21 protein-coding genes are annotated in these 20,420 nt (G+C 71.5%); 11 read left to right on the forward strand and 10 right to left on the reverse strand.

The genetic code is table 11. The annotated features are described in order from the left end of the window. Nucleotides 1-12: 12 nt before the first annotated feature. Nucleotides 13-489: a MarR family winged helix-turn-helix transcriptional regulator gene (locus tag F3L20_RS27000; protein ID WP_150156532.1), complete on the reverse strand. Its 477-nt coding sequence runs from the start codon at nucleotides 487-489 to the stop codon at nucleotides 13-15. Nucleotides 490-601: 112 nt separating this feature from the next. On the opposite strand from F3L20_RS27000, the gene F3L20_RS27005 reads away from it, so the two are divergent. Further along, a complete protein-coding gene (locus tag F3L20_RS27005; protein WP_150156533.1) occupies nucleotides 602-1,681 on the forward strand; it encodes an epoxide hydrolase family protein in 1,080 nt (359 codons plus the stop codon). Between the two features lie 29 nt (nucleotides 1,682-1,710). Here F3L20_RS27005 and F3L20_RS27010 read toward each other — a convergent pair whose 3' ends face one another. Beyond that, on the reverse strand, nucleotides 1,711-2,700 hold the full coding sequence (locus tag F3L20_RS27010) for a DUF1648 domain-containing protein (RefSeq protein WP_240810769.1): 990 nt from the start codon (nucleotides 2,698-2,700) through the stop codon (nucleotides 1,711-1,713). Beyond that, entirely contained in the window at nucleotides 2,697-3,044 is a 348-nt protein-coding gene (locus F3L20_RS27015; RefSeq protein ID WP_024883592.1) for a GntR family transcriptional regulator, read from the reverse strand. Before F3L20_RS27015 ends, F3L20_RS27010 begins: the two co-directional genes overlap by 4 nt. Before the next feature lie 180 nt (nucleotides 3,045-3,224). Here F3L20_RS27015 and F3L20_RS27020 point away from each other — a divergent pair, with 180 nt between their 5' ends. Continuing rightward, a complete protein-coding gene (locus tag F3L20_RS27020) occupies nucleotides 3,225-3,821 on the forward strand; it encodes a hypothetical protein (RefSeq protein WP_150156534.1) in 597 nt (198 codons plus the stop codon). Between the two features lie 15 nt (nucleotides 3,822-3,836). Here the strand turns inward: F3L20_RS27020 and F3L20_RS27025 are convergent, their stop codons facing one another. Together F3L20_RS27025 and F3L20_RS27030 are read right to left on the reverse strand one after the other, a co-directional pair. Then, the gene (locus F3L20_RS27025) at nucleotides 3,837-4,028 is read right to left on the reverse strand and encodes a DUF397 domain-containing protein (RefSeq protein ID WP_150156535.1); all 192 of its coding nucleotides are present in this window, start codon (nucleotides 4,026-4,028) and stop codon (nucleotides 3,837-3,839) included. Nucleotides 4,029-4,035: 7 nt separating this feature from the next. Next, nucleotides 4,036-4,872 (reverse strand): helix-turn-helix domain-containing protein, encoded by an 837-nt coding sequence (locus F3L20_RS27030; protein ID WP_150156536.1) that lies wholly within the window; start codon nucleotides 4,870-4,872, stop codon nucleotides 4,036-4,038. A 218-nt stretch (nucleotides 4,873-5,090) separates the two neighbouring features. Between F3L20_RS27030 and F3L20_RS27035 the strand changes: the two genes are divergently transcribed. From F3L20_RS27035 to rbsD, 6 genes are all read left to right on the forward strand, one after another. Then, on the forward strand, nucleotides 5,091-5,501 hold the full coding sequence (locus F3L20_RS27035) for an ATP-binding protein (protein WP_150156537.1): 411 nt from the start codon (nucleotides 5,091-5,093) through the stop codon (nucleotides 5,499-5,501). A 172-nt stretch (nucleotides 5,502-5,673) separates the two neighbouring features. Then, complete coding sequence (locus F3L20_RS27040; protein ID WP_150156538.1) at nucleotides 5,674-6,714, forward strand: LacI family DNA-binding transcriptional regulator; 1,041 nt, start codon at nucleotides 5,674-5,676, stop codon at nucleotides 6,712-6,714. Next, a complete protein-coding gene (locus F3L20_RS27045; RefSeq protein WP_150156539.1) occupies nucleotides 6,711-8,243 on the forward strand; it encodes a sugar ABC transporter ATP-binding protein in 1,533 nt (510 codons plus the stop codon). The genes F3L20_RS27040 and F3L20_RS27045 overlap by 4 nt, the downstream gene beginning before the upstream one ends. After that, nucleotides 8,233-10,191 carry an ABC transporter permease/substrate-binding protein gene (locus F3L20_RS27050; protein ID WP_150156540.1) on the forward strand — a complete coding sequence of 653 codons (1,959 nt, stop codon included), beginning with the start codon at nucleotides 8,233-8,235 and terminating at the stop codon, nucleotides 10,189-10,191. The genes F3L20_RS27045 and F3L20_RS27050 overlap by 11 nt, the downstream gene beginning before the upstream one ends. Before the next feature lie 72 nt (nucleotides 10,192-10,263). Then, a complete protein-coding gene (locus F3L20_RS27055) occupies nucleotides 10,264-11,169 on the forward strand; it encodes a ribokinase (protein WP_150156541.1) in 906 nt (301 codons plus the stop codon). Further along, nucleotides 11,166-11,555, forward strand: a complete 390-nt coding sequence (gene rbsD, locus F3L20_RS27060) for a D-ribose pyranase (protein ID WP_150156542.1) — start codon at nucleotides 11,166-11,168, stop codon at nucleotides 11,553-11,555. Before F3L20_RS27055 ends, rbsD begins: the two co-directional genes overlap by 4 nt. A gap of 243 nt (nucleotides 11,556-11,798) precedes the next feature. Here the strand turns inward: rbsD and F3L20_RS27065 are convergent, their stop codons facing one another. The 3 genes from F3L20_RS27065 to F3L20_RS27075 are packed head-to-tail and all read right to left on the reverse strand — an operon-like array spanning nucleotide 11,799 to nucleotide 14,934. Then, nucleotides 11,799-12,632 carry a sugar phosphate isomerase/epimerase family protein gene (locus tag F3L20_RS27065; protein ID WP_150156543.1) on the reverse strand — a complete coding sequence of 278 codons (834 nt, stop codon included), beginning with the start codon at nucleotides 12,630-12,632 and terminating at the stop codon, nucleotides 11,799-11,801. Beyond that, nucleotides 12,629-13,786: a dihydrodipicolinate synthase family protein gene (locus F3L20_RS27070; protein ID WP_150156544.1), complete on the reverse strand. Its 1,158-nt coding sequence runs from the start codon at nucleotides 13,784-13,786 to the stop codon at nucleotides 12,629-12,631. Before F3L20_RS27070 ends, F3L20_RS27065 begins: the two co-directional genes overlap by 4 nt. Further along, nucleotides 13,783-14,934: a Gfo/Idh/MocA family protein gene (locus F3L20_RS27075; RefSeq protein WP_167534620.1), complete on the reverse strand. Its 1,152-nt coding sequence runs from the start codon at nucleotides 14,932-14,934 to the stop codon at nucleotides 13,783-13,785. The genes F3L20_RS27070 and F3L20_RS27075 overlap by 4 nt, the downstream gene beginning before the upstream one ends. A 289-nt stretch (nucleotides 14,935-15,223) precedes the next feature. Between F3L20_RS27075 and F3L20_RS27080 the strand changes: the two genes are divergently transcribed. Continuing rightward, complete coding sequence (locus tag F3L20_RS27080; protein ID WP_150156545.1) at nucleotides 15,224-16,270, forward strand: LacI family DNA-binding transcriptional regulator; 1,047 nt, start codon at nucleotides 15,224-15,226, stop codon at nucleotides 16,268-16,270. A 352-nt stretch (nucleotides 16,271-16,622) separates the two neighbouring features. Here the strand turns inward: F3L20_RS27080 and F3L20_RS27085 are convergent, their stop codons facing one another. Both F3L20_RS27085 and F3L20_RS27090 read right to left on the reverse strand, forming a co-directional pair. Beyond that, a complete protein-coding gene (locus F3L20_RS27085; RefSeq protein WP_150156546.1) occupies nucleotides 16,623-17,144 on the reverse strand; it encodes a hypothetical protein in 522 nt (173 codons plus the stop codon). 97 nt (nucleotides 17,145-17,241) lie between these two features. Beyond that, entirely contained in the window at nucleotides 17,242-18,216 is a 975-nt protein-coding gene (locus tag F3L20_RS27090) for an alpha/beta hydrolase family protein (RefSeq protein WP_150156547.1), read from the reverse strand. A 365-nt stretch (nucleotides 18,217-18,581) separates the two neighbouring features. Here F3L20_RS27090 and F3L20_RS27095 point away from each other — a divergent pair, with 365 nt between their 5' ends. Together F3L20_RS27095 and F3L20_RS27100 are read left to right on the forward strand one after the other, a co-directional pair. After that, a complete protein-coding gene (locus F3L20_RS27095) occupies nucleotides 18,582-19,331 on the forward strand; it encodes a helix-turn-helix domain-containing protein (RefSeq protein ID WP_240810770.1) in 750 nt (249 codons plus the stop codon). A gap of 194 nt (nucleotides 19,332-19,525) precedes the next feature. After that, the gene (locus F3L20_RS27100; RefSeq protein WP_150156548.1) at nucleotides 19,526-20,326 is read left to right on the forward strand and encodes a sugar phosphate isomerase/epimerase family protein; all 801 of its coding nucleotides are present in this window, start codon (nucleotides 19,526-19,528) and stop codon (nucleotides 20,324-20,326) included. Nucleotides 20,327-20,420: the final 94 nt, after the last annotated feature.

Raw genomic sequence — 20,420 nt, forward strand, 5'->3', positions numbered from 1 at the left:
GGGGCTCGGGGTTCAGGACTCCTCGTCCTGGCGGGGGTGGACGGGGCGGTGGTGTGCGGCGAGGACGGTGAGCAGGCGGGTGAGTTCGTCACGCTCGCCGGGGGCCAGGGGGGCGAGGAGTTCGTCCTGCGCCTCGCGGATGAGCGCGTCGAGCCGTTCGAGGCGGCGGCCGCCCGCGGGGGTGAGGGTGATGACGTTGCGGCGGCGGTCGGCGGGGTCGGGGTCGCGGCGTACGCAGTCCGTGTCGGCCAGTTCGTTGAGGACCGCGACCATGTCGCTGCGGTGGATGCCGGTGCGGCGGCTGAGCTCGGCCTGACTGGCGGGGCCGGCCTCGGCGAGGGTCAGCAGCACCGCGAAGTGCCACTTGTGGGAGCCCTCGGCGGCCAGGCGTTCACCGACGAGCCGGTCGGCCACCAGGGCGGCCCCGGCCAGCAGGCGGCTGGGAATGGCGCGCAGGCGGGCGAGCGCCGGTTCCGGCGTCGTACTCATGGGCGTTCCTCCACGTCTTGCGTTGGTGCCACCAACAGTCTAGCTTCGTTAGTGACACCAACGTTAATGCCGCAAACGATTCCCGAGATCCCGGAGATTCCCGGAGGGGACCATGATCACCCCGTTCCGCATCGACATCCCCCAGGCCGACCTGGACGACCTCACCGACCGTCTCGCCCGGACCCGCTGGCCCGACGAGATACCCGGCGCCGGGTGGGACTACGGCTTCCCGCTGGCCCGGCTGAAGGAGCTCGCCGAGCGCTGGCGCACCCGCTACGACTGGCGGGCGCACGAGGCCCGGCTCAACGAACTCCCGCACCACGTCACGGAGATCGATGGTCAGACCGTGCACTTCGTCCATGTGCGGTCCGCCCGGCCGGACGCACTCGCCCTCGTCCTCACCCACGGCTGGCCCGGTTCGTTCCTGGAGTTCCTCGACGTGATCGAGCCGCTGTCCCGGGACTTCCATCTCGTCATCCCGTCCATCCCCGGATACGGCTTCTCGGGGCCGACCCACGAGCGCGGCTGGGACGTCGTGCGCGTCGCCCGCGCCTGGGCGGAGCTGATGCGGCGCCTCGGTTACGAGCGGTACGGCGCGCAGGGCGGCGACTTCGGCTCGGGCATCTCCCTGGCGCTCGGCGCTGCGGAGCCGGCGCGGGTCGTCGGGGTGCACGTCAACTACCTGCCCACCCGGCCCGACCCGGCCGCTGATGTCGCCCTGAGCCCTTCGGACGAGGCCCGGCTGGACAAGGTGCGGCACCTGATGGCGAACCGCCCGCCGTACCAGGCCCTGCAGGCCACGACTCCGCAGACCATCGGCTACGCGCTGACCGACTCGCCGGTGGGCCAACTGGCCTGGATCGCCGAGCGGTTCGCCCAGTGGACGGACCCGCGCTCGCCGGTGGACGACGAGAGGATCCTGACGGACGTCTCCCTGTACTGGCTGACCGCCACCGCGGCGTCCTCGGCCCGCCTGCACCGCGAGTCGGCGCGACGGAGCGAGCGGTGCCCGGTTCCGGTGGGGGTGGCGGTGTTCGCCCACGACATCACCCAGCCGGTACGGCCCCTGGCGGAGCGGTTGTACGACATCCGCCACTGGTCGGAGTTCGACCGGGGCGGCCACTTCGCGGCGATGGAGGTACCGGAGGTGTTCGCGCGGGATGTCCGGGAGTTCTTCGTGGGGGTGGGGTGAGGGGGGTGGGGCCCCCGGAGACGGCCCTGCTACTTGACCCGTTGCCCGATCAGGGAGTTGAGGAGGGCTGCTCCGCGTTCGGCGTCGTCGACACTGACCGCGAAGTCCTTTCCCTGGACGGTGCGGATCACGAGGCATTCGCCGCCGCGGAGCATGACGGTGGTGCCGAGGCCGCTCAGGCGGTAGCCCCAGCCGCCGACCTGCATGGCGGTTCGGTTCTCGACCCAGGCGGAGGCGATGGCGTCGGCGGCCCAGCGCCGGGCCGGCCAGCCCAGGGGGCCGAGGGCGACCTCGAGTCCCTTCTCGGTCACCCGCGCCTGGACGGAGGCGCAGGCGAGCACCGCGAGGGTGGCGAGGGCGAAGGCCGCGGCCGACCACACGGCGTGCAGCCCGGCCAGGCCGCCCATCGCCGCCACCGTCGCCCCGGCCGTGACGATCCCGCACACGGCCGCCATGAGGTGGAGCCAGCGGTTGGACGCCCGCGACAGCCACACGAACCGCTGCCCCTCGGGTATCTCCAGCGCCGGCCCGGCCACCGGAGGCACCGTCACCCGCGCCCGGCGGCCGATCAGCAGGGCCACCACGCCCACGGCGACCGCGCCGGCCAGGGTCACGACCACCACCCAGACCGTCACCGATCCGGCGTCACGCCAGTCCGTACGGTCCAGATTCGCCCGCACGACGGAAGCCTGAGCGCCGAGGAGCGTCACGCCGGTGAAGCCGAGGGCCACGCCCGCCCACGAGGGTGCCACCACCCCGCCGGCGCTTCGGCGAGTGCGCCACAGGGTCAGCAGAACAGCGACCGCCAGGGCCAGCCAGAGCAGCGCCGGGAAGAAGGCCGCGGCCCAGAACGGCATCGAGGAGTCCGGATCACCACCCGTCCCCCAGTGGGTCGCCAGCCGGTCCGGCAGCCGGTCCCTGGCGGCCAGAGGAAAGGCCACCAGGAGCGCCAGGACTCCCGCGCCCCAGGCGCCGGCCCCCCACAGCGTTCCGTTCCCGCGTTTTGTCCGCTCAGTCACGTGACCCCCCTGATCATGTCGATGACGTCGTCCTTGCCGTACCCGAGACGCTCCGCGTCGGCCAGGACCTCACGGATGCGGTCCAGCAAGGCCGAACGGCCGTCCGCCCCCTGAGCCACCGTCACCCCGCGTCCTCTGCGGAACTCCAGCACCCCTTCGTCTCGCAGGGCGCGCAGGCCGCGAAGCACCGTGTTGACGTTCACGCCCAGCGCCTGCGAGAGGTCCCGCGCCGGGGGCAGCCGGTCGCCCGGCGCGCACTCCCCTTCCGCGATGGCCCGCCGGATCGCACCGGCCACCTGCTCGTGCAGGGGGCGGTGATCGGCGACATTCAGTCTCAGCAGCATGGTGCTAATGACGATAGCACCATGCGCGTACTCCGTGCCCGCCTGGTTCTAGCCCCAGCCGTGCACCTCGAAGCGGGAGGGAGCGACGCGGGCCGGCGATGTCCGGCTCGGTCGTAATTCGTGGGCGTCCGGCTCGGGCGGCGTGAGAAGGTGCCGTTCTGCCTGGCCAGAGGGGGGAGCATGGGGCTGACCTACGGCTACGACATCTACCTGCGTCCCGAGAACGTGGCGCGTGCGCTGACCGCGGTGGCGAAGCTGGCGCCGCCGGAGCGGAAGGTGCCGCCGCTGTCGGTCACCCTGCCGGAGGGTGAGCGGGTCGTCCTGCCGTTCACCTGTTCCTTCGAGAGCGATCCGGTCGACTGCGCCGGGCAGGACAGGGTCACGCTCGACACGTCGATCATGTTCCCGGCGGATGACGCGGTGCGCGCGTACGCGGAGGAGGCCGGTCTTCCCGTCAGGGAAGGGCGAGTTCGGATCGGCTACGTGTACCTGACCATCTTTTTCCCGTCCCTCATGGACCCGCGCTTCGTGTGCATGAGCTTCTGGGCCGCGACGTCCAGGATGAGCAGGCTGTTCGCGGACTCAACGGCGGTCAGGAAGGTGTTCACCGACCTCGCGGCCGGGGCGGACGCGGTGTGCTGCCTCTTCGACACGGAAGACGGCGCACCCGAGCGGGCGTTCTACGGCACCGGCGAGACGACGGACGACGGGCTCGACGGTGCCCGCTTCCCGGAGGAGCACCTCTTGCTGGGGGCGTGGCCCGTTCCCGGCCGCTGAACAGCGGTGTACCGCTCAGGCGGGCCGGTCCTCGGACTCCTTCAGTGCGCTGACGAAAACGGCGAAGGCCCCGGCGGGGAAGCTGAGAGTGCCCCGGGAAGGGGTCTTGGAGTCGCGGACGGCTATGTGAGTGGGAGAGGTCGCGACCTCGACGCACTCGTTGCCGTCACCAGGGCCCGAGTAGGACGACTTTCGCCAGTTGAGCATGGTTTCCCTACAGCTCCTTAGCCAGGCTGTGGATGAAGTCACGCGACTGTCGCGGGTCGAGCGACGCCGCCTCCACCTTACGGAAACCGGTTCGATAGGTGTTGAGTTGCGCTGCCGAATCGATGAACACCGTGCCGTGCAACGCGTCGCGGACCACCGTGTCCAACCTGGCCAGAGGGCCGCCCACGTATGTCATCGTGCTGGAGGCATGAGGGAAGTCGTCAAGGTCGAAAGGGATGACACGCAGAGTAATGCGCTCTGCTTCGGACAGTTCCAGCAGTCGCGCCATCTGAGCCCGCGAGGTGGTGCGGTCTGCGACCCTGATCCGCAGGGCGGCCTCATGGATCAGAGCTTCGTACGGGGCAGTGAAGCGTTGCCTCTCCTTACGGTGCCGGATACGCAACTCCAATTCGTCACCGGTCAGTTCCGGAAGCCTTGCCGAGAAGACGGCACGCGAGTAGTCCTCGGTCTGGAGCAGGCCCGGCACGTAGAGAATCGCCACGTGCCGCAGGAACCGCGCGTGGTGCTCCAGCTCCGACAAGTCGAGGAACGACGTCGGGAGCAGCCCCCGGTACTCCTCCCACCAGCCCTGGGTCCGGTCGGTGGCCATGGCCACCAAGGCGTCGACGAACTCCGCGTCTTCACAGGCGTAGTGGGAAGCCAGTCGGCGCACCCGCTGCTCACTGACACCTGCGAGCGCCGACTCGATGTGCGTGATCTGGGCGGGCGCCACCCCGAGCAGTGCGGCAGCCTGCCGTGAGGTGAGGCCGGCCGCCTCGCGGAGTCTGCGCAGCTCCGTGGCCAGCCTCATCTGACGTGCCGTGGGATCGCGTCTCTTCACCATCGACCGGCCTCTCCCACTGCTGGGTTGATGCACCTCGTTCGGAGTCAGATTACGCGATCCACTTGCCGCGTCCCTAGATTTAGATCTACGTTCGGTGACGCGACGCACACCGTGCGACACCGGACGGTCGGAAGCGCACCGCTCCGCCCTGCTTCGGCGGCAGCGGCAACGACACCGACCCCGCCACCCAACACCCCCCACACGGAACGGACTTCCGCATGCCCGAAAGCGACTCCTGGGAGTACTCCCTTCACATCCCCAACGACGTCCGCGCCGTCACCGTCAGTCGCCGCACCCTGCGGCTGATCCTCACCGTGCACGGGCTGATCACCCTCGTCGACGTCGCCGAGCTGCTCGCGGCCGAGCTCGTCGCCAACGCCGTACGGCACACCAAGGGGCCCGCCGCCCTGCGCGTGCGATGGTCGCCGCCGGGGACGCTGCGGATCGGGGCGTGGGACGCCGACCCCTCTCCCCCGGAGCCTCCGGAGCCGTTCGCGGCGGCGCTGGAGCGGGAGGACGGGCGGGGGCTCGCGCTGGTGCGGGCGTGCGCCGACGTATGGGACTGGCAGCCGCTGGTCCGGGACGGCAACCGGGGGAAGTTCGTGTGGTGCGAGGTGGGCGCCGCGTAGGGGCGCGTCCGGCACGCCACGGCGTGACACGCCCGTCCCCCGCGCCCCCGGCGAAGCCTGACCGGCACCCGGGTCACGATTCGGTTGCGGCGCCCTCCACCCTCTTGCCCCCAGCCGATGTAATCGTTTCCAATCCTTCGTGTAATCGATTCCACGAGGAGGTGGGTCGGGCATGGCGGGTATCAAGGACGTCGCCGCCGAGGCGGGGCTGTCCGTGGCCACGGTGTCACGGGTGCTCAACGGGCATCCCTCGGTCAGCGAGGACGCGCGCCGTCGGGTGACCGACGCCGTCGAGCGGCTCGGGTACCGGCCGAACGCCGTCGCCCGGTCCCTGCGCACCGACCAGACCCGCACCCTCGGGCTGGTCATCAGCGACGTGATGAACCCCTACTTCACCGAGCTGGCCCGCTCCGTCGAGGAGGAGGCCCGCTCGCTCGGGTACAGCGTGATCATCGGCAATGCCGACGAGCGGCCCGATCTCCAGGACCACCACGTCACCACGCTGCTGGACCGCCGTATCGACGGGCTGCTGGTCTCCCCCACCGACGGCGGGTCGCCGGGCATGCTCGGGGCGGCGCGGGCCGGGACGCCGATGGTGTTCGTCGACCGGTGGATCCCGGGCGTCGACGTGCCCGTGGTCCGGTCCGACGGGCGCGCCGCCGTACGCGCTCTCGTCGCGCATCTGCACGCGCTCGGGCACCGCAGGCTCGCGATCATCGCCGGGCCCGCCGCCACCACGACCGGCCGGGAACGTGTGGACGCCTTCCGTGAGGCCCTCGCGGCCCACGGGCTGGAGCTTCCCGACCCCTACATCGGTCAGGGCGACTTCCAGGCCGGCAGCGGGCGCCGGGTCACCGAGGGCTTCCTCGACCTGGCCGAACCGCCCGAGGTCGTCTTCGCCGCCGACAACCTGATGGCGCTCGGCGCGCTGGACGCGATCCGCGCCCGTGGGCTGCGGGTGCCGGACGACATCGGGCTCGCCGCGTTCGACGACATCCCCTGGTTCGTGCACACGGACCCGCCGGTCACCGCCGTCGCCCAGCCGACCCGTGAGCTGGGGCGGGCCGCCGTGCGCGCCCTGGTCGACCGGATCGAGGGCAGACCCGGCGCCTCCGTCACCCTCCCCGCCCGGCTCGTCGTGCGCCGCTCCTGCGGCGAGGGCGGGCCCGGGACCGGGAATCCCCTCTCCCCCGTACGAAGGAGTACGCCGTGAGCAGCCGCAGTCCTGACGAGTTGCTGCGCATCGAGGGCATCCGCAAGACCTTCCCCGGCGTGGTCGCGCTCGACGGCGTCGACTTCGACCTGCGCCGGGGCGAGGTGCACGTGCTCCTCGGCGAGAACGGCGCCGGCAAGAGCACGCTGATCAAGATGCTCTCCGGCGCCTACACGCCCGACGCCGGCCGGATCACGGTCGGCGGCGAGGAGGTGCGCATCAACGGTGCGCAGGACTCAGAGAAGCTCGGGATCGCCACCATCTACCAGGAGTTCAACCTGGTCCCCGACCTGACGGTCGCGGAGAACATCTTCCTCGGGCGGCAGCCGCGCCGCCTCGGGATGATCGACCGGAAGCGGATGGACGCGGACGCCGAGGTGCTGCTGAAGCGCGTCGGGGTCGACGTCTCCCCCCGGGCGCGGGTGCGGGAACTGGGCATCGCCCGGCTCCAGATGGTCGAGATCGCCAAGGCCCTCAGCCTGGACGCGCGCGTGCTCATCATGGACGAGCCGACCGCCGTGCTGACCTCCGAGGAGGTCGAGAAGCTGTTCTCGATCGTGCGGCGGCTGCGCGAGGACGGCGTCGGGATCGTCTTCATCACCCACCACCTGGAGGAGATCGCCGCCCTGGGAGACCGGGTCACGGTCATCCGGGACGGCCGCAGCGTCGGCCAGGTGCCCGCCTCCACGCCGGAGGACGAGCTCGTACGGCTCATGGTGGGGCGGTCCATCGACCAGCAGTACCCGCGCGAGCGCGCCGATGCCGGGGACGCCCTGCTCAAGGTCGAGGGACTGACGCGTAACGGCGTGTTCCACGACGTCAGCTTCGAGGTGCGGGCCGGTGAGGTCGTCGGCATCGCGGGGCTGGTCGGTGCCGGGCGAACGGAGGTGGCGCGGGCGGTGTTCGGGGCCGACCCGTACGACGCCGGGACCGTGCACGTCGGCGGGGTGCGGCTGCGCGGCCACGACGTGAACGCCGCCATGGAGGCCGGGGTCGGGCTCGTGCCCGAGGACCGCAAGGGGCAGGGGCTGGTGCTGGACGCCTCCGTCGAGGAGAACCTCGGCCTGGTCACCCTCCGCTCCTCCTCCCGGGCGGGGCTCGTCGACCTCAAGGGGCAGCGCGAGGCCGCGGCCCGCATCGCCGGGCAGCTCGGGGTGCGGATGGCCGGTCTCGGCCAGCACGTGCGCACCCTGTCCGGCGGCAACCAGCAGAAGGTCGTCATCGGCAAGTGGCTGCTGGCGCACACCAAGGTGCTCATCCTCGACGAGCCGACGCGCGGCATCGACGTCGGCGCGAAGGTCGAGATCTACCAGCTGATCAACGAGCTGACGGCGGCCGGAGCCGCGGTGCTCATGATCTCCAGCGACCTGCCCGAGGTGCTCGGCATGAGCGACCGGGTCCTGGTCATGGCGCAGGGCCGGCTCGCCGGCGAACTCGACGCCGGAGAGGCCACCCAGGACGCCGTGATGGCCCTCGCCGTCAGCACCACTTCCCCCAGCAACGGAACGGAGGCCCCCGGTGGCCACTGACACGCTCAAGAGCAAGCCGGGCGCGCAGGGCGGCGCCACCGGCGGCCTGCGCCGGCTGCTCCTCGACAACGGCGCGCTGACCGCGCTGATCGTCCTCGTGATCGCCATGTCGGCGCTGTCCGGGGACTTCCTGACCGCCGACAACCTGCTCAACGTCGGCGTGCAGGCCGCCGTGACCGCGATCCTCGCCTTCGGTGTCACCTTCGTGATCGTCTCGGCGGGCATCGACCTGTCGGTCGGCTCGGTCGCCGCGCTGTCCGCGACCGTGCTGGCGTGGAGCGCGACCCAGGCCGGGATCCCGGTGGTCCTCGCGGTCGTCCTCGCCGTGGCGACCGGCATCGCCTGCGGCCTGGTCAACGGCTTCCTCGTCTCGTACGGCAAACTGCCGCCGTTCATCGCGACCTTGGCGATGCTGTCGGTGGCGCGCGGTCTGTCCCTGGTGATCTCGCAGGGCTCGCCCATCGCCTTCCCCGACTCCGTCTCCCACCTCGGTGACACGCTCGGCGGCTGGCTGCCGGTGCCGGTGCTCGTCATGGTCGTCATGGGCCTGCTGACCGCGTTCGTCCTGGGCCGCACGTACATCGGCCGGTCCATGTACGCCATCGGCGGCAACGAGGAGGCCGCGCGCCTGTCCGGCCTGCGGGTGAAGAAGCAGAAGCTCGCCATCTACGCCTTCTCCGGGCTGTTCGCCGCCGCCGCGGGCATCGTGCTCGCCTCCCGGCTGGCCTCCGCGCAGCCGCAGGCCGCGCAGGGCTACGAGCTGGACGCGATCGCCGCCGTCGTCATCGGCGGCGCCTCCCTCGCGGGCGGCACCGGCAAGGCGTCCGGCACCCTGATCGGCGCGCTGATCCTCGCGGTGCTGCGCAACGGCCTCAACCTGCTGTCGGTGTCCGCGTTCTGGCAGCAGGTCGTCATCGGTGTGGTCATCGCGCTGGCGGTGCTGTTCGACACGCTGCGCCGCAAGGCGGGCGCGACCACCCCGGCGGCCGGCGCGTCCGGCGGCGGGAACCGGGGCAGGCAGGCACTGACGTACGTGATCGCGGCCGTCGTCGCCGTCGCGGTCGTCGGCGCCACCTCGCTGCTGCACGGCGGCTCCTCCCAGGCCGCCAAGCCGAAGATCGGCCTGTCCCTGTCGACGCTCAACAACCCGTTCTTCGTGCAGATCCGGGACGGTGCCGAGGAGGAGGCGAAGAAGCTGGGTGTCGACCTCACCGTCACCGACGCGCAGAACGACGCCTCCCAGCAGGCCAACCAGCTGCAGAACTTCACCAGCGGCTCGCTGGACGCCGTCGTCGTCAACCCGGTGGACTCCGACGCGGCCGGTCCCTCGGTGCGCGGCGCGAACAAGGCGGACATCCCGGTGGTCGCCGTGGACCGCGGCGTGAACAAGGCCGAGACCTCCGCGCTGGTCGCCTCCGACAACGTCGAGGGCGGCGCGCTCGGCGCCAAGGCGCTCGCCGAGAAGCTCGGCGGCAAGGGCACCATCGTCATCCTCCAGGGCCAGGCCGGCACCTCCGCGAGCCGTGAGCGCGGGGCGGGCTTCGCCGCGGGTCTGAAGGACTACCCGGGCATCAAGGTCGTCGCCAAGCAGCCCGCGGACTTCGACCGCACCAAGGGCCTGGACGTGATGACGAACCTGCTCCAGGCGCACCCCGACATCAACGGCGTCTTCGCCGAGAACGACGAGATGGCGCTCGGCGCGAGCAAGGCGCTCGGCTCCAAGGCCGGGAAGTCGGTGCAGGTCGTCGGGTTCGACGGCACGCCGGACGGGCTGAAGGCGGTCGAGGCGGGCACGCTGTACGCCTCCGTCGCCCAGCAGCCGAGCGAACTCGGCCGGATCGCCGTACGGAACGCGTTGCGGGCCGCCGAGGACCAGAAGGTGGAGAAGATGGTGAAGGTGCCGGTGAAGGTGGTCACGAAGGACAACGTGGCCGGCTTCGAAGGCTGACACCGGCCACGGGCACAGGGGCGGGCGGCCACCACGGCCGCCCGCCCTCCGCAGCGGATCGGGGAGCGATTCATGTACGACTACGACCTCCTGGTCGTCGGCTCGGCCAACGCCGACCTGGTGATCGGGGTGGAGCGCCGGCCGGGCGCCGGGGAGACGGTGCTCGGCTCCGACCTGGCCGTGCACCCGGGCGGCAAGGGCGCGAACCAGGCGGTCGCGGCCGCCCGGCTCGGCGCGCGCACGGCCCTGCTGGCGCGGGTCGGCGACGACGGGCACGGCAGGCTGCTGCTGGACTCGCTGCGCGCGGCCGGGGTGGACACGGTGGGCGTGCTGGTGGGCGGGGCGCCGACCGGTGTCGCGCTGATCACGGTGGACCCTTCGGGCGACAACAGCATCGTCGTCTCGCCGGGCGCGAACGGCCGGCTGGCCCCGTCGGACGTGCGGGCCGCCGCGAGCCTCTTCCATGCCTCGCGGGTGGTGTCGACGCAGCTGGAGATCCCGTTGGAGTCGGTGGCGGAGGTGGTGCGGAGCCTGGCGCCGGACAGCCGTTTCGTCCTCAACCCCTCGCCGCCGCAGCCGCTGCCTGCGGAGGTGCTGGCGGCCTGCGACCCGTTGATCGTCAACGAGCACGAGGCGAAGGTGATCCTGGGCGACAGCGCCGGGGTGAGCGAGGAACCCGAGGACTGGGCGCGGCTGTTGCTGGCGAAGGGCCCGCGTTCGGTCGTGGTGACGCTGGGCGGCGAGGGCGCACTGGTGGCGTCCGCGGAGGGCGTCACGCGGGTTCCGTCGGTGAAGGTGGAGGCCGTGGACACCACCGGTGCCGGGGACGCGTTCACCGCCGCGCTGGCCTGGCGGCTGGGCACGGGCGAGCCGCTCGCCGAGGCCGCCGCCTACGCGGCCCGGGTGGGCGCGGCGGCGGTCACGAAGGAGGGGGCGCAGGTGTCGTTCCCGACGGCGGCGGAGGTCGCGGCGCTGTGAAGAAGCACGGGATCCTGAACCGGCACCTCTCCGGCGCCCTCGCCGAACTCGGTCACACCGACGGGGTGCTGGTGTGCGACGCGGGCATGCCGATACCGGCCGGGCCGCGCGTGGTGGACCTGGCCTTCCGGGCCGGGGTGCCGTCGTTCGCGGAGGTGCTGGAAGGACTGCTCGCGGAGCTGGCCGTCGAGGGGGCGACGGCGGCGCAGGAGGTACGGGACGCGAACCCGGCGGCGGCGTCGCTGCTGGCCGGCCACTTCCCGGACCTGGCCTACGTCACGCACGAGCGGCTGAAGGAACTGACGTCCGGCGCACGGCTGGTGGTCCGCACGGGCGAGGCGAGTCCGTACGCGAACGTGCTGCTGCGGTGCGGGGTCTTCTTCTGACCTGCCCGCCCTCCGGGGACGCGTCCGCCCTCCGGGACGCGCCCGCACGAACTTCGAGGGGCCCGGTCCGTCGACCGGGCCCCTCGCTTCCCTCCCCCGCCAGGACCTCCCTGAAGTCCCCCCGGGTCCCCACCCGGAAGTCCTGACGCTACGTAGACAGGCGGGCCGGGGAGAGGGTTGTACGGCCGACGGAAGTTTTTTACGAACGGCAGGAAGGCGCCCCGGTGACGGCCTTCGACCCGGTCACACCTCCACGTTCTCCGCCCACCGCCGAGCCGTCTCCGCGAGGAGTTCGCGGCCGTCCCTCGCCCACAGCTCCTCGTTGAAGAGCTCCACCTCGATGGAGCCCGAGTAGCCGGCCGCCTCCACGTGGCGCTGCCACGCGCGCATGTCGATCGCCCCGTCGCCGATCTGGCCGCGGCCGTTGAGGACGCCCTCCGGGAGCGGGGTGATCCAGTCGGCGAGCTGGAAGGTGTGGATGCGGTGCTGCGCGCCCGCGCGGGCGATCGCCTCGGGAGCCGTGTCGTCCCACCAGACGTGGTACGTGTCGACCGTGACGCCGACCTGGTGGGCCGGGAAGCGTTCGGCGAGGTCCAGGGCCTGGGTGAGCGTCGAGACCACGCAGCGGTCGGACGCGAACATCGGGTGCAGCGGCTCGATCGCCAGTCTCACCCCGTGGTCCTCGGCGTAGGGGGCCAGTTCCGTCAGCGCGTCCGCGATGCGCTCCCGGGCGCCGTGCAGGTCCTTCGAGCCGGGCGGGAGCCCGCCCGAGACCAGGACCAGGGTGTCCGTGCCGAGCGTGGCCGCCTCGTCGACGGCGCGGCGGTTGTCGGCGAGGGCCGCCGCCCGCTCGTCCGCGTCGATCGCGGTGAGGAAGCCGCCACGGCACAGCGTCGTCACCGCCAGACCCGCGTCCCGTACGAGCTTGGCGGCCGCCTCCACGCCGTACTCCTGGACCGGTGCGCGCCACAGGCCGACGGCCGGGACGCCCATGTCGCGGCACGCGGCGACCAGTTCGGGCAGCGTGAGCTGCTTGACGGTCATCTGGTTGACGCTGAAGCGGGTCAGGTCGCTCACGGGGTCACTCCGTACAGGTGCAGCAGGGTCCTCATCCGGTCCTCGGCCAGCTTGGGGTCAGGGAACAGGCCGAGGCGGTCGGCGAGTTCGTAGGCGCGGGCGAGGTGGGGCAGGGAGCGGGCGGACTGCAGGCCGCCGACCATCGTGAAGTGGGACTGGTGGCCGGCCAGCCAGGCCAGGAACACCACGCCGGTCTTGTAGAAGCGGGTGGGCGCCCGGAACAGGTGGCGGGACAGCTCGACGGTGGGGTCGAGGAGGGCGCGGAAGCCGTCCCTGTCGCCGGTGTCGAGGACCCGGACGGCCTCCGCGGCCAGCGGGCCGAGCGGGTCGAAGATGCCGAGCAGGGCGTGGCTGAAGCCCTGTTCGTCGCCCGCGATCAGTTCGGGGTAGTGGAAGTCGTCGCCGGTGTAGCAGCGCACGCCCTTCGGCAGGCGGCGGCGGATGTCGATCTCACGCCGCGCGTCCAGCAGGGAGACCTTGATGCCGTCGACCTTGTCGGGGTGGGCGGCGATGACGTCGAGGAAGGTGTCGGTGGCGGCGTCGAGGTCGGCCGAGCCCCAGTAGCCCTCCAGCGCCGGGTCGAACATGGGGCCGAGCCAGTGCAGGATGACGGGCTCCGCGGCCTGGCGGAGGAGGTGGCCGTAGACCTCCAGGTGGTCCTCGGGGCCGCGGGCCGTGGCGGCGAGGGCGCGGGAGGCCATGAGGACGGCCTGCGCGCCCGACTCCTCGACGACCGCGAGCTGTTCCTCGTAGGCCGCGCGGACCTCGGCGAGGGTCGCCGGACCGCCGGTCAGCTGGTCGGTGCCGACGCCGCAGGCGATACGGCCGCCGGCCGCCTTCGCCTCGGCGGCGGAGCGGCGGATCAGCTCGGCCGCGCCCGCCCAGTCCAGGCCCATGCCGCGCTGCGCGGTGTCCATCGCCTCGGCGACGCCCAGACCGTGCGCCCACAGGTGACGGCGGAAGGCGAGAGTGGCGTCCCAGTCGACGGCGGCGGGCGAGTCGGGGGTGACGTCGGCGTACGGGTCGGCGACGACGTGCGCGGCGGAGAAGACCGTGCGGGAGGTGAGGGGGGCGCCGGGGGCGAGGGCGAGGGGCTCGGTGCGGGGTTCGTAGACGCGCAGGGCGCCGTGCGCGTCGGGCAGGTGCAGGGTCACAGGGCGATCTCCGGTACGTCGAGACGGCGGCCCTCGGCTGAGGACCTCAGGCCCAGTTCGGCGAGCTGGACGCCGCGGGCGCCGGCCAGCAGGTCCCAGTGGTAGGGGGCGTCGGCGTACACGTGCTTGAGGAACAGCTCCCACTGGGCCTTGAAGCCGTTGTCGAACTCGCCGTTGTCCGGCACCTCCTGCCACTGGTCGCGGAAGACCTCGGTGGCGGGGATGTCCGGGTTCCACACCGGCTTGGGGGTGGCGGAGCGGTGCTGGACGCGGCAGGTGCGCAGGCCCGCGACGGCGGAGCCCTCGGTGCCGTCGACCTGGAACTCGACCAGTTCGTCGCGGTGGACGCGCACCGCCCAGGAGGAGTTGATCTGGGCGATCGCGCCGCCGTCGAGCTCGAAGACGCCGTACGCGGCGTCGTCGGCGGTGGCGTCGTAGGGCTTGCCGTTCTCGTCCCAGCGCTGCGGAACGTGGGTGGCGGTGAGCGCCTGCACGGACCGGACCCGGCCGAACAGCTCGTGCAGCACGTACTCCCAGTGCGGGAACATGTCGACGACGATGCCGCCGCCGTCCTCCGCGCGGTAGTTCCAGGACGGGCGCTGCGCCTCCTGCCAGTCGCCCTCGAAGACCCAGTAGCCGAACTCGCCGCGCACCGACAGGACGCGGCCGAAGAAGCCGCCGTCGATCAGGCGCTTCAGCTTGAGCAGGCCCGGGAGGAACAGCTTGTCCTGGACGACTCCGTGCTTGATGCCCTTCTCCGCGGCGAGCCGGGCCAGTTCCAGGGCGCCGTCGAGGCCGGTGGCGGTGGGCTTCTCGGTGTAGACGTGCTTGCCGGCGGCGATCGCCTTGCGGATCGCCTCCTCGCGGGCGGAGGTCACCTGGGCGTCGAAGTAGATGTCGACGCTGTCGTCGGCGAGGACCGCGTCCAGGTCGGTGGAGAGGTGTTCGAGGCCGTGGCGCTCGGCCAGCGCCCTCAGCGCGTGCTCGCGGCGGCCGACGAGGACCGGCTCCGGCCACAGCACGGTGCCGTCGCCGAGGTCGAGTCCGCCCTGCTCGCGCAGGGCCAGGATGGAGCGGACGAGGTGCTGCCGGTAACCCATGCGCCCGGTCACACCGTTCATGGCGATACGCACCGTCTTGCGTGTCACGTCGTTCCCTTCGTACGCGGTCCGCGCGCCGCGTACGCCGCACCCGCCTCACCTGCCCCTCGCGGGGCGGCGGGACTGGTGGACATGACAGCAAGCGCTTTCTATGTAGACAGAAGCTAGCCTCTGGACCGCGGTGCGGACAAGACCATCGCAGGCCCCGACTTGTTCGAGGGGGCGAACAACCGGGCGGATGGCCGTAGGGTCTGCTCGGAACCACCGGTGCGGGCGTGGTGGTTGCGACGGCGTACGGCACGGGCGGACGGCACGGCGGCGAGGCGGAGGACGAGACATGACGGTGACCCTGGCGGACGTGGCGGCACGCGCGCAGGTCTCACCCGCGACGGTGTCGCGCGTGCTCAACGGGAACTATCCCGTGGCCGCGTCCACGCGGGAGCGGGTGCTGAAGGCCGTGGACGAACTGGACTACGTCCTCAACGGCCCCGCCAGTTCCCTCGCCGCCGCCACCTCCGACCTGGTCGGCATCCTGGTCAACGACATCGCCGACCCGTTCTTCGGGATCATGGCGAGCGCGATCCAGTCGGAGATCGGCGGTCCCGGCGGGCGCGCGGGCGGGGAGAGACTCGCCGTGGTGTGCAACACGGGGGGCTCGCCCGAGCGTGAACTGACCTATCTCACGCTCCTCCAGCGGCAGCGGGCGGCTGCCGTGGTGCTGACCGGCGGGGCGATCGAGGACGCGCGGCACAAGGCGGCGATGGACGCGAAGCTGCGGAAGCTGGCGGATGCCGGGACGCGGGTGGTGCTGTGCGGGCGTCCGCCGGCACCGGAGACCGGGGCGATCGCGCTGGCCTTCGACAACCGGGGCGGCGGGCAGGAGCTCACCGAGCACCTGATCGGGCTCGGGCACCGGCGGCTGGGGTACATCGCGGGCCCCGAGGAGCGCACCACGACCCGGCACCGTCTGGAGGGCCACCGGGCCGCACTGGCCGCGCACGGCGTCGAGGAGGACCCCCGCTGGACGGTGCACGGGCGGTACGACCGGCGGTCGGGGTACGAGGCGACCGTGGAACTCCTGCGGCGTGACCCGTCGTTGACCGCGGTGGTCGCGGCGAACGACTCCGTCGCGCTGGGCGCCTGCGCGGCGCTGCGGGAGTCGGGGCTGCGGATCCCGGACGACGTGTCGGTGGCCGGCTTCGACGACCTGCCGTTCAGCATCGACGTGGTGCCGTCACTGACGACGGTCCGCCTGCCGCTGGCGGAGGCGGGCGCCCGGGCCGGCCGGATCGCCATGGGCCGCGAGGACGCCCCGCCCGGGGGGATCGCCTCCGTACGGGGGGAGTTGATGGTCCGCGGCTCGACGACGGGCCCACGTGCCTGAAGCGGGGCGCGCCCCTGACTGAGCGTTTCGGAATGAGGTTCGGAGACAGCGCAGCCAGCCATATGAGGCTGCAGGCTCAGATGGACGGGCCGGGCGGGAGTGGCCCGGAGAGTCAGGTCGATGAGCCGGCCCGGCTGTGGGCCGAGAACGCCAGGCCGCTGAAGGCTGGGGGTCTCCCGCTCCGGCCACGACCGGCACCAGGCCACCGAAGAGGGCCGCGTCGTCCTCGATGACCGACGCCGACAACCTCGAAAGCACCTTTCCCACAGTCGTGTTCGCACCATGCATGCTCAATGATCACTGGCGAGCACTCACCGTCACGGTCCCGCACCGCCTCACCGTGTGGGGCCGGTCAGCCGGCCGGCACGGCGCCGGGCTGGTCATGACCGTTTGCTACCGCGTTGCTCTGATCTGTGCCCGCCTGGGTGAGGAAGACCCACGTCCCGTAGACGCCCCACGTGAGGCCGAGCAGCGAACTCGCGGCGTAGAAGCCCAGTCCGGCGGTGGAACCGGCGGTGGCGAACAGTCCGGCGGCGGCGATACCTGCCGCGAACACGACGAGCGCGACGACGAGGATGGGCCGCGCATGCTGGGACGTGCCACGGCGGGCCGCGTGGTCGAGCACCGAGAGCAGACTTGCGCTTGCTGCCGCGGCGACCAACAGTTCGACCCCGAGCGCCCAGGTCGGCTGCGGCAGGGTGACCAGCGACGCGGTGACTGTGGTGGTCAGGAACAGGGAGACGGTTTGCGCGGCGCGGTTGCGGTATTCCTGGGAGGTGGCGACGACGTCGAAGCGGAAGGCGACGACGATGAAGGTGAGGCCGGTGAGGCCGGCGGCGCTTCCGCCGACAGTCGCGGCGAACGTGGTCCACATGGCGGTTGCTCCTGTGCGATCTGCGCTGGGGTGGAATAGCTCGGTGCGATGAGGTGCGATGGGCGGCGGCCGTCGCGCCGCCGCCCACCTCGGGGAACTACCTCGTTTCGACCATGGCCATCGGGTCTTCACCGTTCTCCAGGGCGTTCACCGCGTTCTTCCAGGACGGGTCGCCCGAGTAGAGCCGGCTGCGCAGGTAGGCCCACACGAGAGCCCGCAGAGTCGCCACGCGCTCGGGATTCTCGTCGCCGGTTTCTGCCGCGTCGTATCCGGATATGCCACCGAAGATGTGACCGGCGCCGTACATGGTCACCATGGTCTTGTTGCCGCCGGGGCTGGCCGAGTAGGCGTCAGCACGGTAGCTGAGCCGATTGGAGAAGTTGGGGTTGAGGTCCTGATCGCCCACGATGATCAGGCCGGTGCCTGTCATGTGCTCGAAGTCGGTGTAGTACAGCACCGGGTAGTTCGTCCTGGCCCACTCGGCGAAGTGCTCGTCGTTGCCGATGCCCGGAGCTCCGATGAGCACCCCCGCCTTGACACGAGAGTCGGAGAGGTCCTTCGGCCGGTCGTCCTCCGGGTCCAGCATCCGGGCTCCGAGGAGGAGAGAGACGGTGTTGCCGCCCAGGGAGTGTCCTACGGCGCCGACACGGTCCCTGTCGATCCGCCGTTCGGCAAGACCGGGGACGGCGGCCTCGATGTCGTCGAGGCGGTCGAGGATGGTGTGCATGTCGGTGGCGCGGTCACGCCAGAACAGGGGCGCGTCCCTCAGATCGGTGTCGCGCAGACCGAGGGCCGTCGAGTCCAGGTGGGTCGGCTGGATGACCGCGAACCCGTGGGCGGCGAAGAAGTTCGCCAGCGGCCCGTAGCCGTTGTAGGAAGACAGGAAGTTGGCCATCCCGTGCCCGTGGGACAGGAGGATGAGCGGCAGGTCGGTGCCGTTCGCGGGGATCGACACCTTGACCTCCAGCGGCACGGGCCGGCCGGGGACGTCGAGGGTGACAGGGTGGTAGGTGAGGACGGGTTGCGACGCGTTGACCGGGATGTCGGCGGCGTCGCTGTACGGCTTGCTCATCGGAGCCCTTTCGAGATCGGTGTCGACATAGCGCCTGTCGTAAGTGGCGGTAGGCAGGGAAACGGCGGTCGTGGCCGCGAGCCCCAGGGGTGGAGGACGGCCGCCCGGCACCCGGGTCGGTATGGACAGTGATCTCCGCGGTGGTGCACAGATCTCGGCAGGTGTTGGTCCCGCGGTCTGACGGCGGAGGGAGGGCGACCGACTCGACCTTCGACTGTCGTGCCTCCCTGGCCCGACGGATGCCCTTGTCCTGCCCGGAACAGTAAGATCAATCGAACAAGCCGAACTAGGGCGAAAATGACATGGCTGAGTCCGCGAGCGATGGGCATCGCAGAAGAGCACGGTGCGGAGTCGAGAGCCTGGCTGTGCGCGTTGCCGACGGCGACTTCCCGACCGTCGTGAACAGCGGGTACACCATCAAGATCACGCACGGCGGCTCCGCACCCCCTTTTCAGTACCTCGGGCGAACCCAGGACCCCCCTGTGCCTGGCGCGGTGACGGTGATCGAGCCCCATGAGGTCGTGAGCTGCCTCGCTCAGGACAAAGCCGCCGCTGACGGCCGGGCCCTCGTGCAACTGATGTTCATTGATGCCGCGCTCCTGCCGGTCGGCACAGGCCGGCCGCGCTTCCACGAGGTGACCTATGCAGACCGCGGCCTCTTCAACGGCATCGCTGCGCTGCACAGGGGTTTGGCGGACGGCGAGGACGGCTTGGACCTCGAGTCCTCGCTGATCCTCCTGCTGAACATCCTGCTCGCCAGGCATGCGGATGCTCCCGGCACAGCGAGTCCGGCACTTCGGCCTTTCGCGCTTCGTCAAGTACGGGAGATGCTCCACAGCCAACTGGACTCCAACATCAAGCTCGACGACCTCGCGGCAGTCGCCGGTTGCAGCAAACGCCACTTGATCAGGAGTTTCCGGCAGGCTTACGGGGTTCCACCGCACCATTACCGGACCCTGCTGCGCCTGGCACGCGCCAAGTCCATGCTGGCAGCGGGACGATCCGTGGCAGAGACCGCCGCCGAGCTTGGTTACTGTGACCAGAGCCAGCTCAACCGGCACTTCCGGCGGGAGTTCGGCATGAGCGCAGGTGGTTATGCCAGGACCGTGCGGTAGACCTCCGACGTCTTGGCTCAACTGCCACCTTGCCGGCCCCCACAGGCAACGTTGACCGGTGGGCTGCCTGTGGTGGGCGGCCGCGTCGCACACCGGCTGATCCCGAGGCGACGGCTCGCAGGGGGCGCCGCCGCCGTTGCGGCACCGGAGTGAGGGAGGAATCGCCCGCACCGGTCGCGGGTAGTCCCGTATCCATGAAACTGGCGTTCTCCACTCTCGGCGTCCCCGGCCTCCCCCTCCCCGAGGTGACGGCCCTGGCGACCGCGCACGGCTACCACGGTGTCGAGCTGCGCGCCCACCCCGAGGAGCCCGTGCACACGGGCCTCACCGCCGAGCAGCGGGCCGACGTGGCCGCCGAGTTCAAGGCGGCCGGGGTCGACATCCTGGGGGTGGCCGGATACGCCCGGCTCGCCGCCCCCGGCGACGACGAACCGGTGCTCACCGAGGTGCGGGCGCTGCTCGACCTCGCCCGCGACATCGGCGCCCCGTTCGTCCGGGTCTTCCCCGGCGGAGGCGACGAGCAGAGCGCCGAGGAGGCGGACGCGACGGCTGCCCGGCGGCTGGGCACGGCCGCCGAGTACGCGACCGACCGGGGCGTGCGGATCCTGCTGGAGACCCACGACTCGCACCGCACCGGCGCGGACGCCATGCGGGTGCTGGGGCTGGTGGGGCACCGGCAGGTGGGCGCGCTGTGGGACGTGATGCACACGTGGCTGGGCGGTGAGCAGCCGGTGGACACCTTCGCCGCGCTGTCGCCGCACCTCGGGTACGTCCAGGTGAAGGACATCGCCTCGACGCAGGACACGTCGCCGCTGGCGCTGGGGGCCGGGGTGCTGCCGTTGACCGACGTCGTCGAGGTGCTCTCCCGGAACGGCTGGGACGGGTGGCTGTGCTGGGAGTACGAGAAGCGGTGGTACGCCGACGCGGCGCCGCTGCCCGGGCTCCTCGCTCCCGGCCGCGAGCACCTGGCGCGCCTGCTGAACGACTCGGCCTGACGGCCTCCGCCGGGGTGCGGGCCGGGCGGCGGGGAAATCGACTGGCCCGGGCCGTGGGCGGGAGGATAACGTCCCCGCCGTGCCTCAGCCTGAC

The sequence above is a fragment of the Streptomyces tendae genome (assembly GCF_008632955.1).
In the GTDB taxonomy this organism is placed as follows: Bacteria; Actinomycetota; Actinomycetes; order Streptomycetales; family Streptomycetaceae; genus Streptomyces.

What these genes read in the sequence shown, in the direction of transcription:
- F3L20_RS27020 (WP_150156534.1), top strand. Translation starts at nt 3,225, where the DNA reads ATGGGGCTGACCTACGGCTACGACATCTACCTGCGTCCCGAGAACGTG.
- F3L20_RS27090 (WP_150156547.1), bottom strand. Translation starts at nt 18,216, where the DNA reads ATGAGCAAGCCGTACAGCGACGCCGCCGACATCCCGGTCAACGCGTCG.
- F3L20_RS27085 (WP_150156546.1), bottom strand. Translation starts at nt 17,144, where the DNA reads ATGTGGACCACGTTCGCCGCGACTGTCGGCGGAAGCGCCGCCGGCCTC.
- F3L20_RS27080 (WP_150156545.1), top strand. Translation starts at nt 15,224, where the DNA reads ATGACGGTGACCCTGGCGGACGTGGCGGCACGCGCGCAGGTCTCACCC.
- F3L20_RS27055 (WP_150156541.1), top strand. Translation starts at nt 10,264, where the DNA reads ATGTACGACTACGACCTCCTGGTCGTCGGCTCGGCCAACGCCGACCTG.
- F3L20_RS27035 (WP_150156537.1), top strand. Translation starts at nt 5,091, where the DNA reads ATGCCCGAAAGCGACTCCTGGGAGTACTCCCTTCACATCCCCAACGAC.
- F3L20_RS27000 (WP_150156532.1), bottom strand. Translation starts at nt 489, where the DNA reads ATGAGTACGACGCCGGAACCGGCGCTCGCCCGCCTGCGCGCCATTCCC.
- F3L20_RS27025 (WP_150156535.1), bottom strand. Translation starts at nt 4,028, where the DNA reads ATGCTCAACTGGCGAAAGTCGTCCTACTCGGGCCCTGGTGACGGCAAC.
- F3L20_RS27005 (WP_150156533.1), top strand. Translation starts at nt 602, where the DNA reads ATGATCACCCCGTTCCGCATCGACATCCCCCAGGCCGACCTGGACGAC.
- F3L20_RS27100 (WP_150156548.1), top strand. Translation starts at nt 19,526, where the DNA reads ATGAAACTGGCGTTCTCCACTCTCGGCGTCCCCGGCCTCCCCCTCCCC.
- F3L20_RS27030 (WP_150156536.1), bottom strand. Translation starts at nt 4,872, where the DNA reads ATGGTGAAGAGACGCGATCCCACGGCACGTCAGATGAGGCTGGCCACG.
- F3L20_RS27040 (WP_150156538.1), top strand. Translation starts at nt 5,674, where the DNA reads ATGGCGGGTATCAAGGACGTCGCCGCCGAGGCGGGGCTGTCCGTGGCC.
- F3L20_RS27015 (WP_024883592.1), bottom strand. Translation starts at nt 3,044, where the DNA reads ATGCTGCTGAGACTGAATGTCGCCGATCACCGCCCCCTGCACGAGCAG.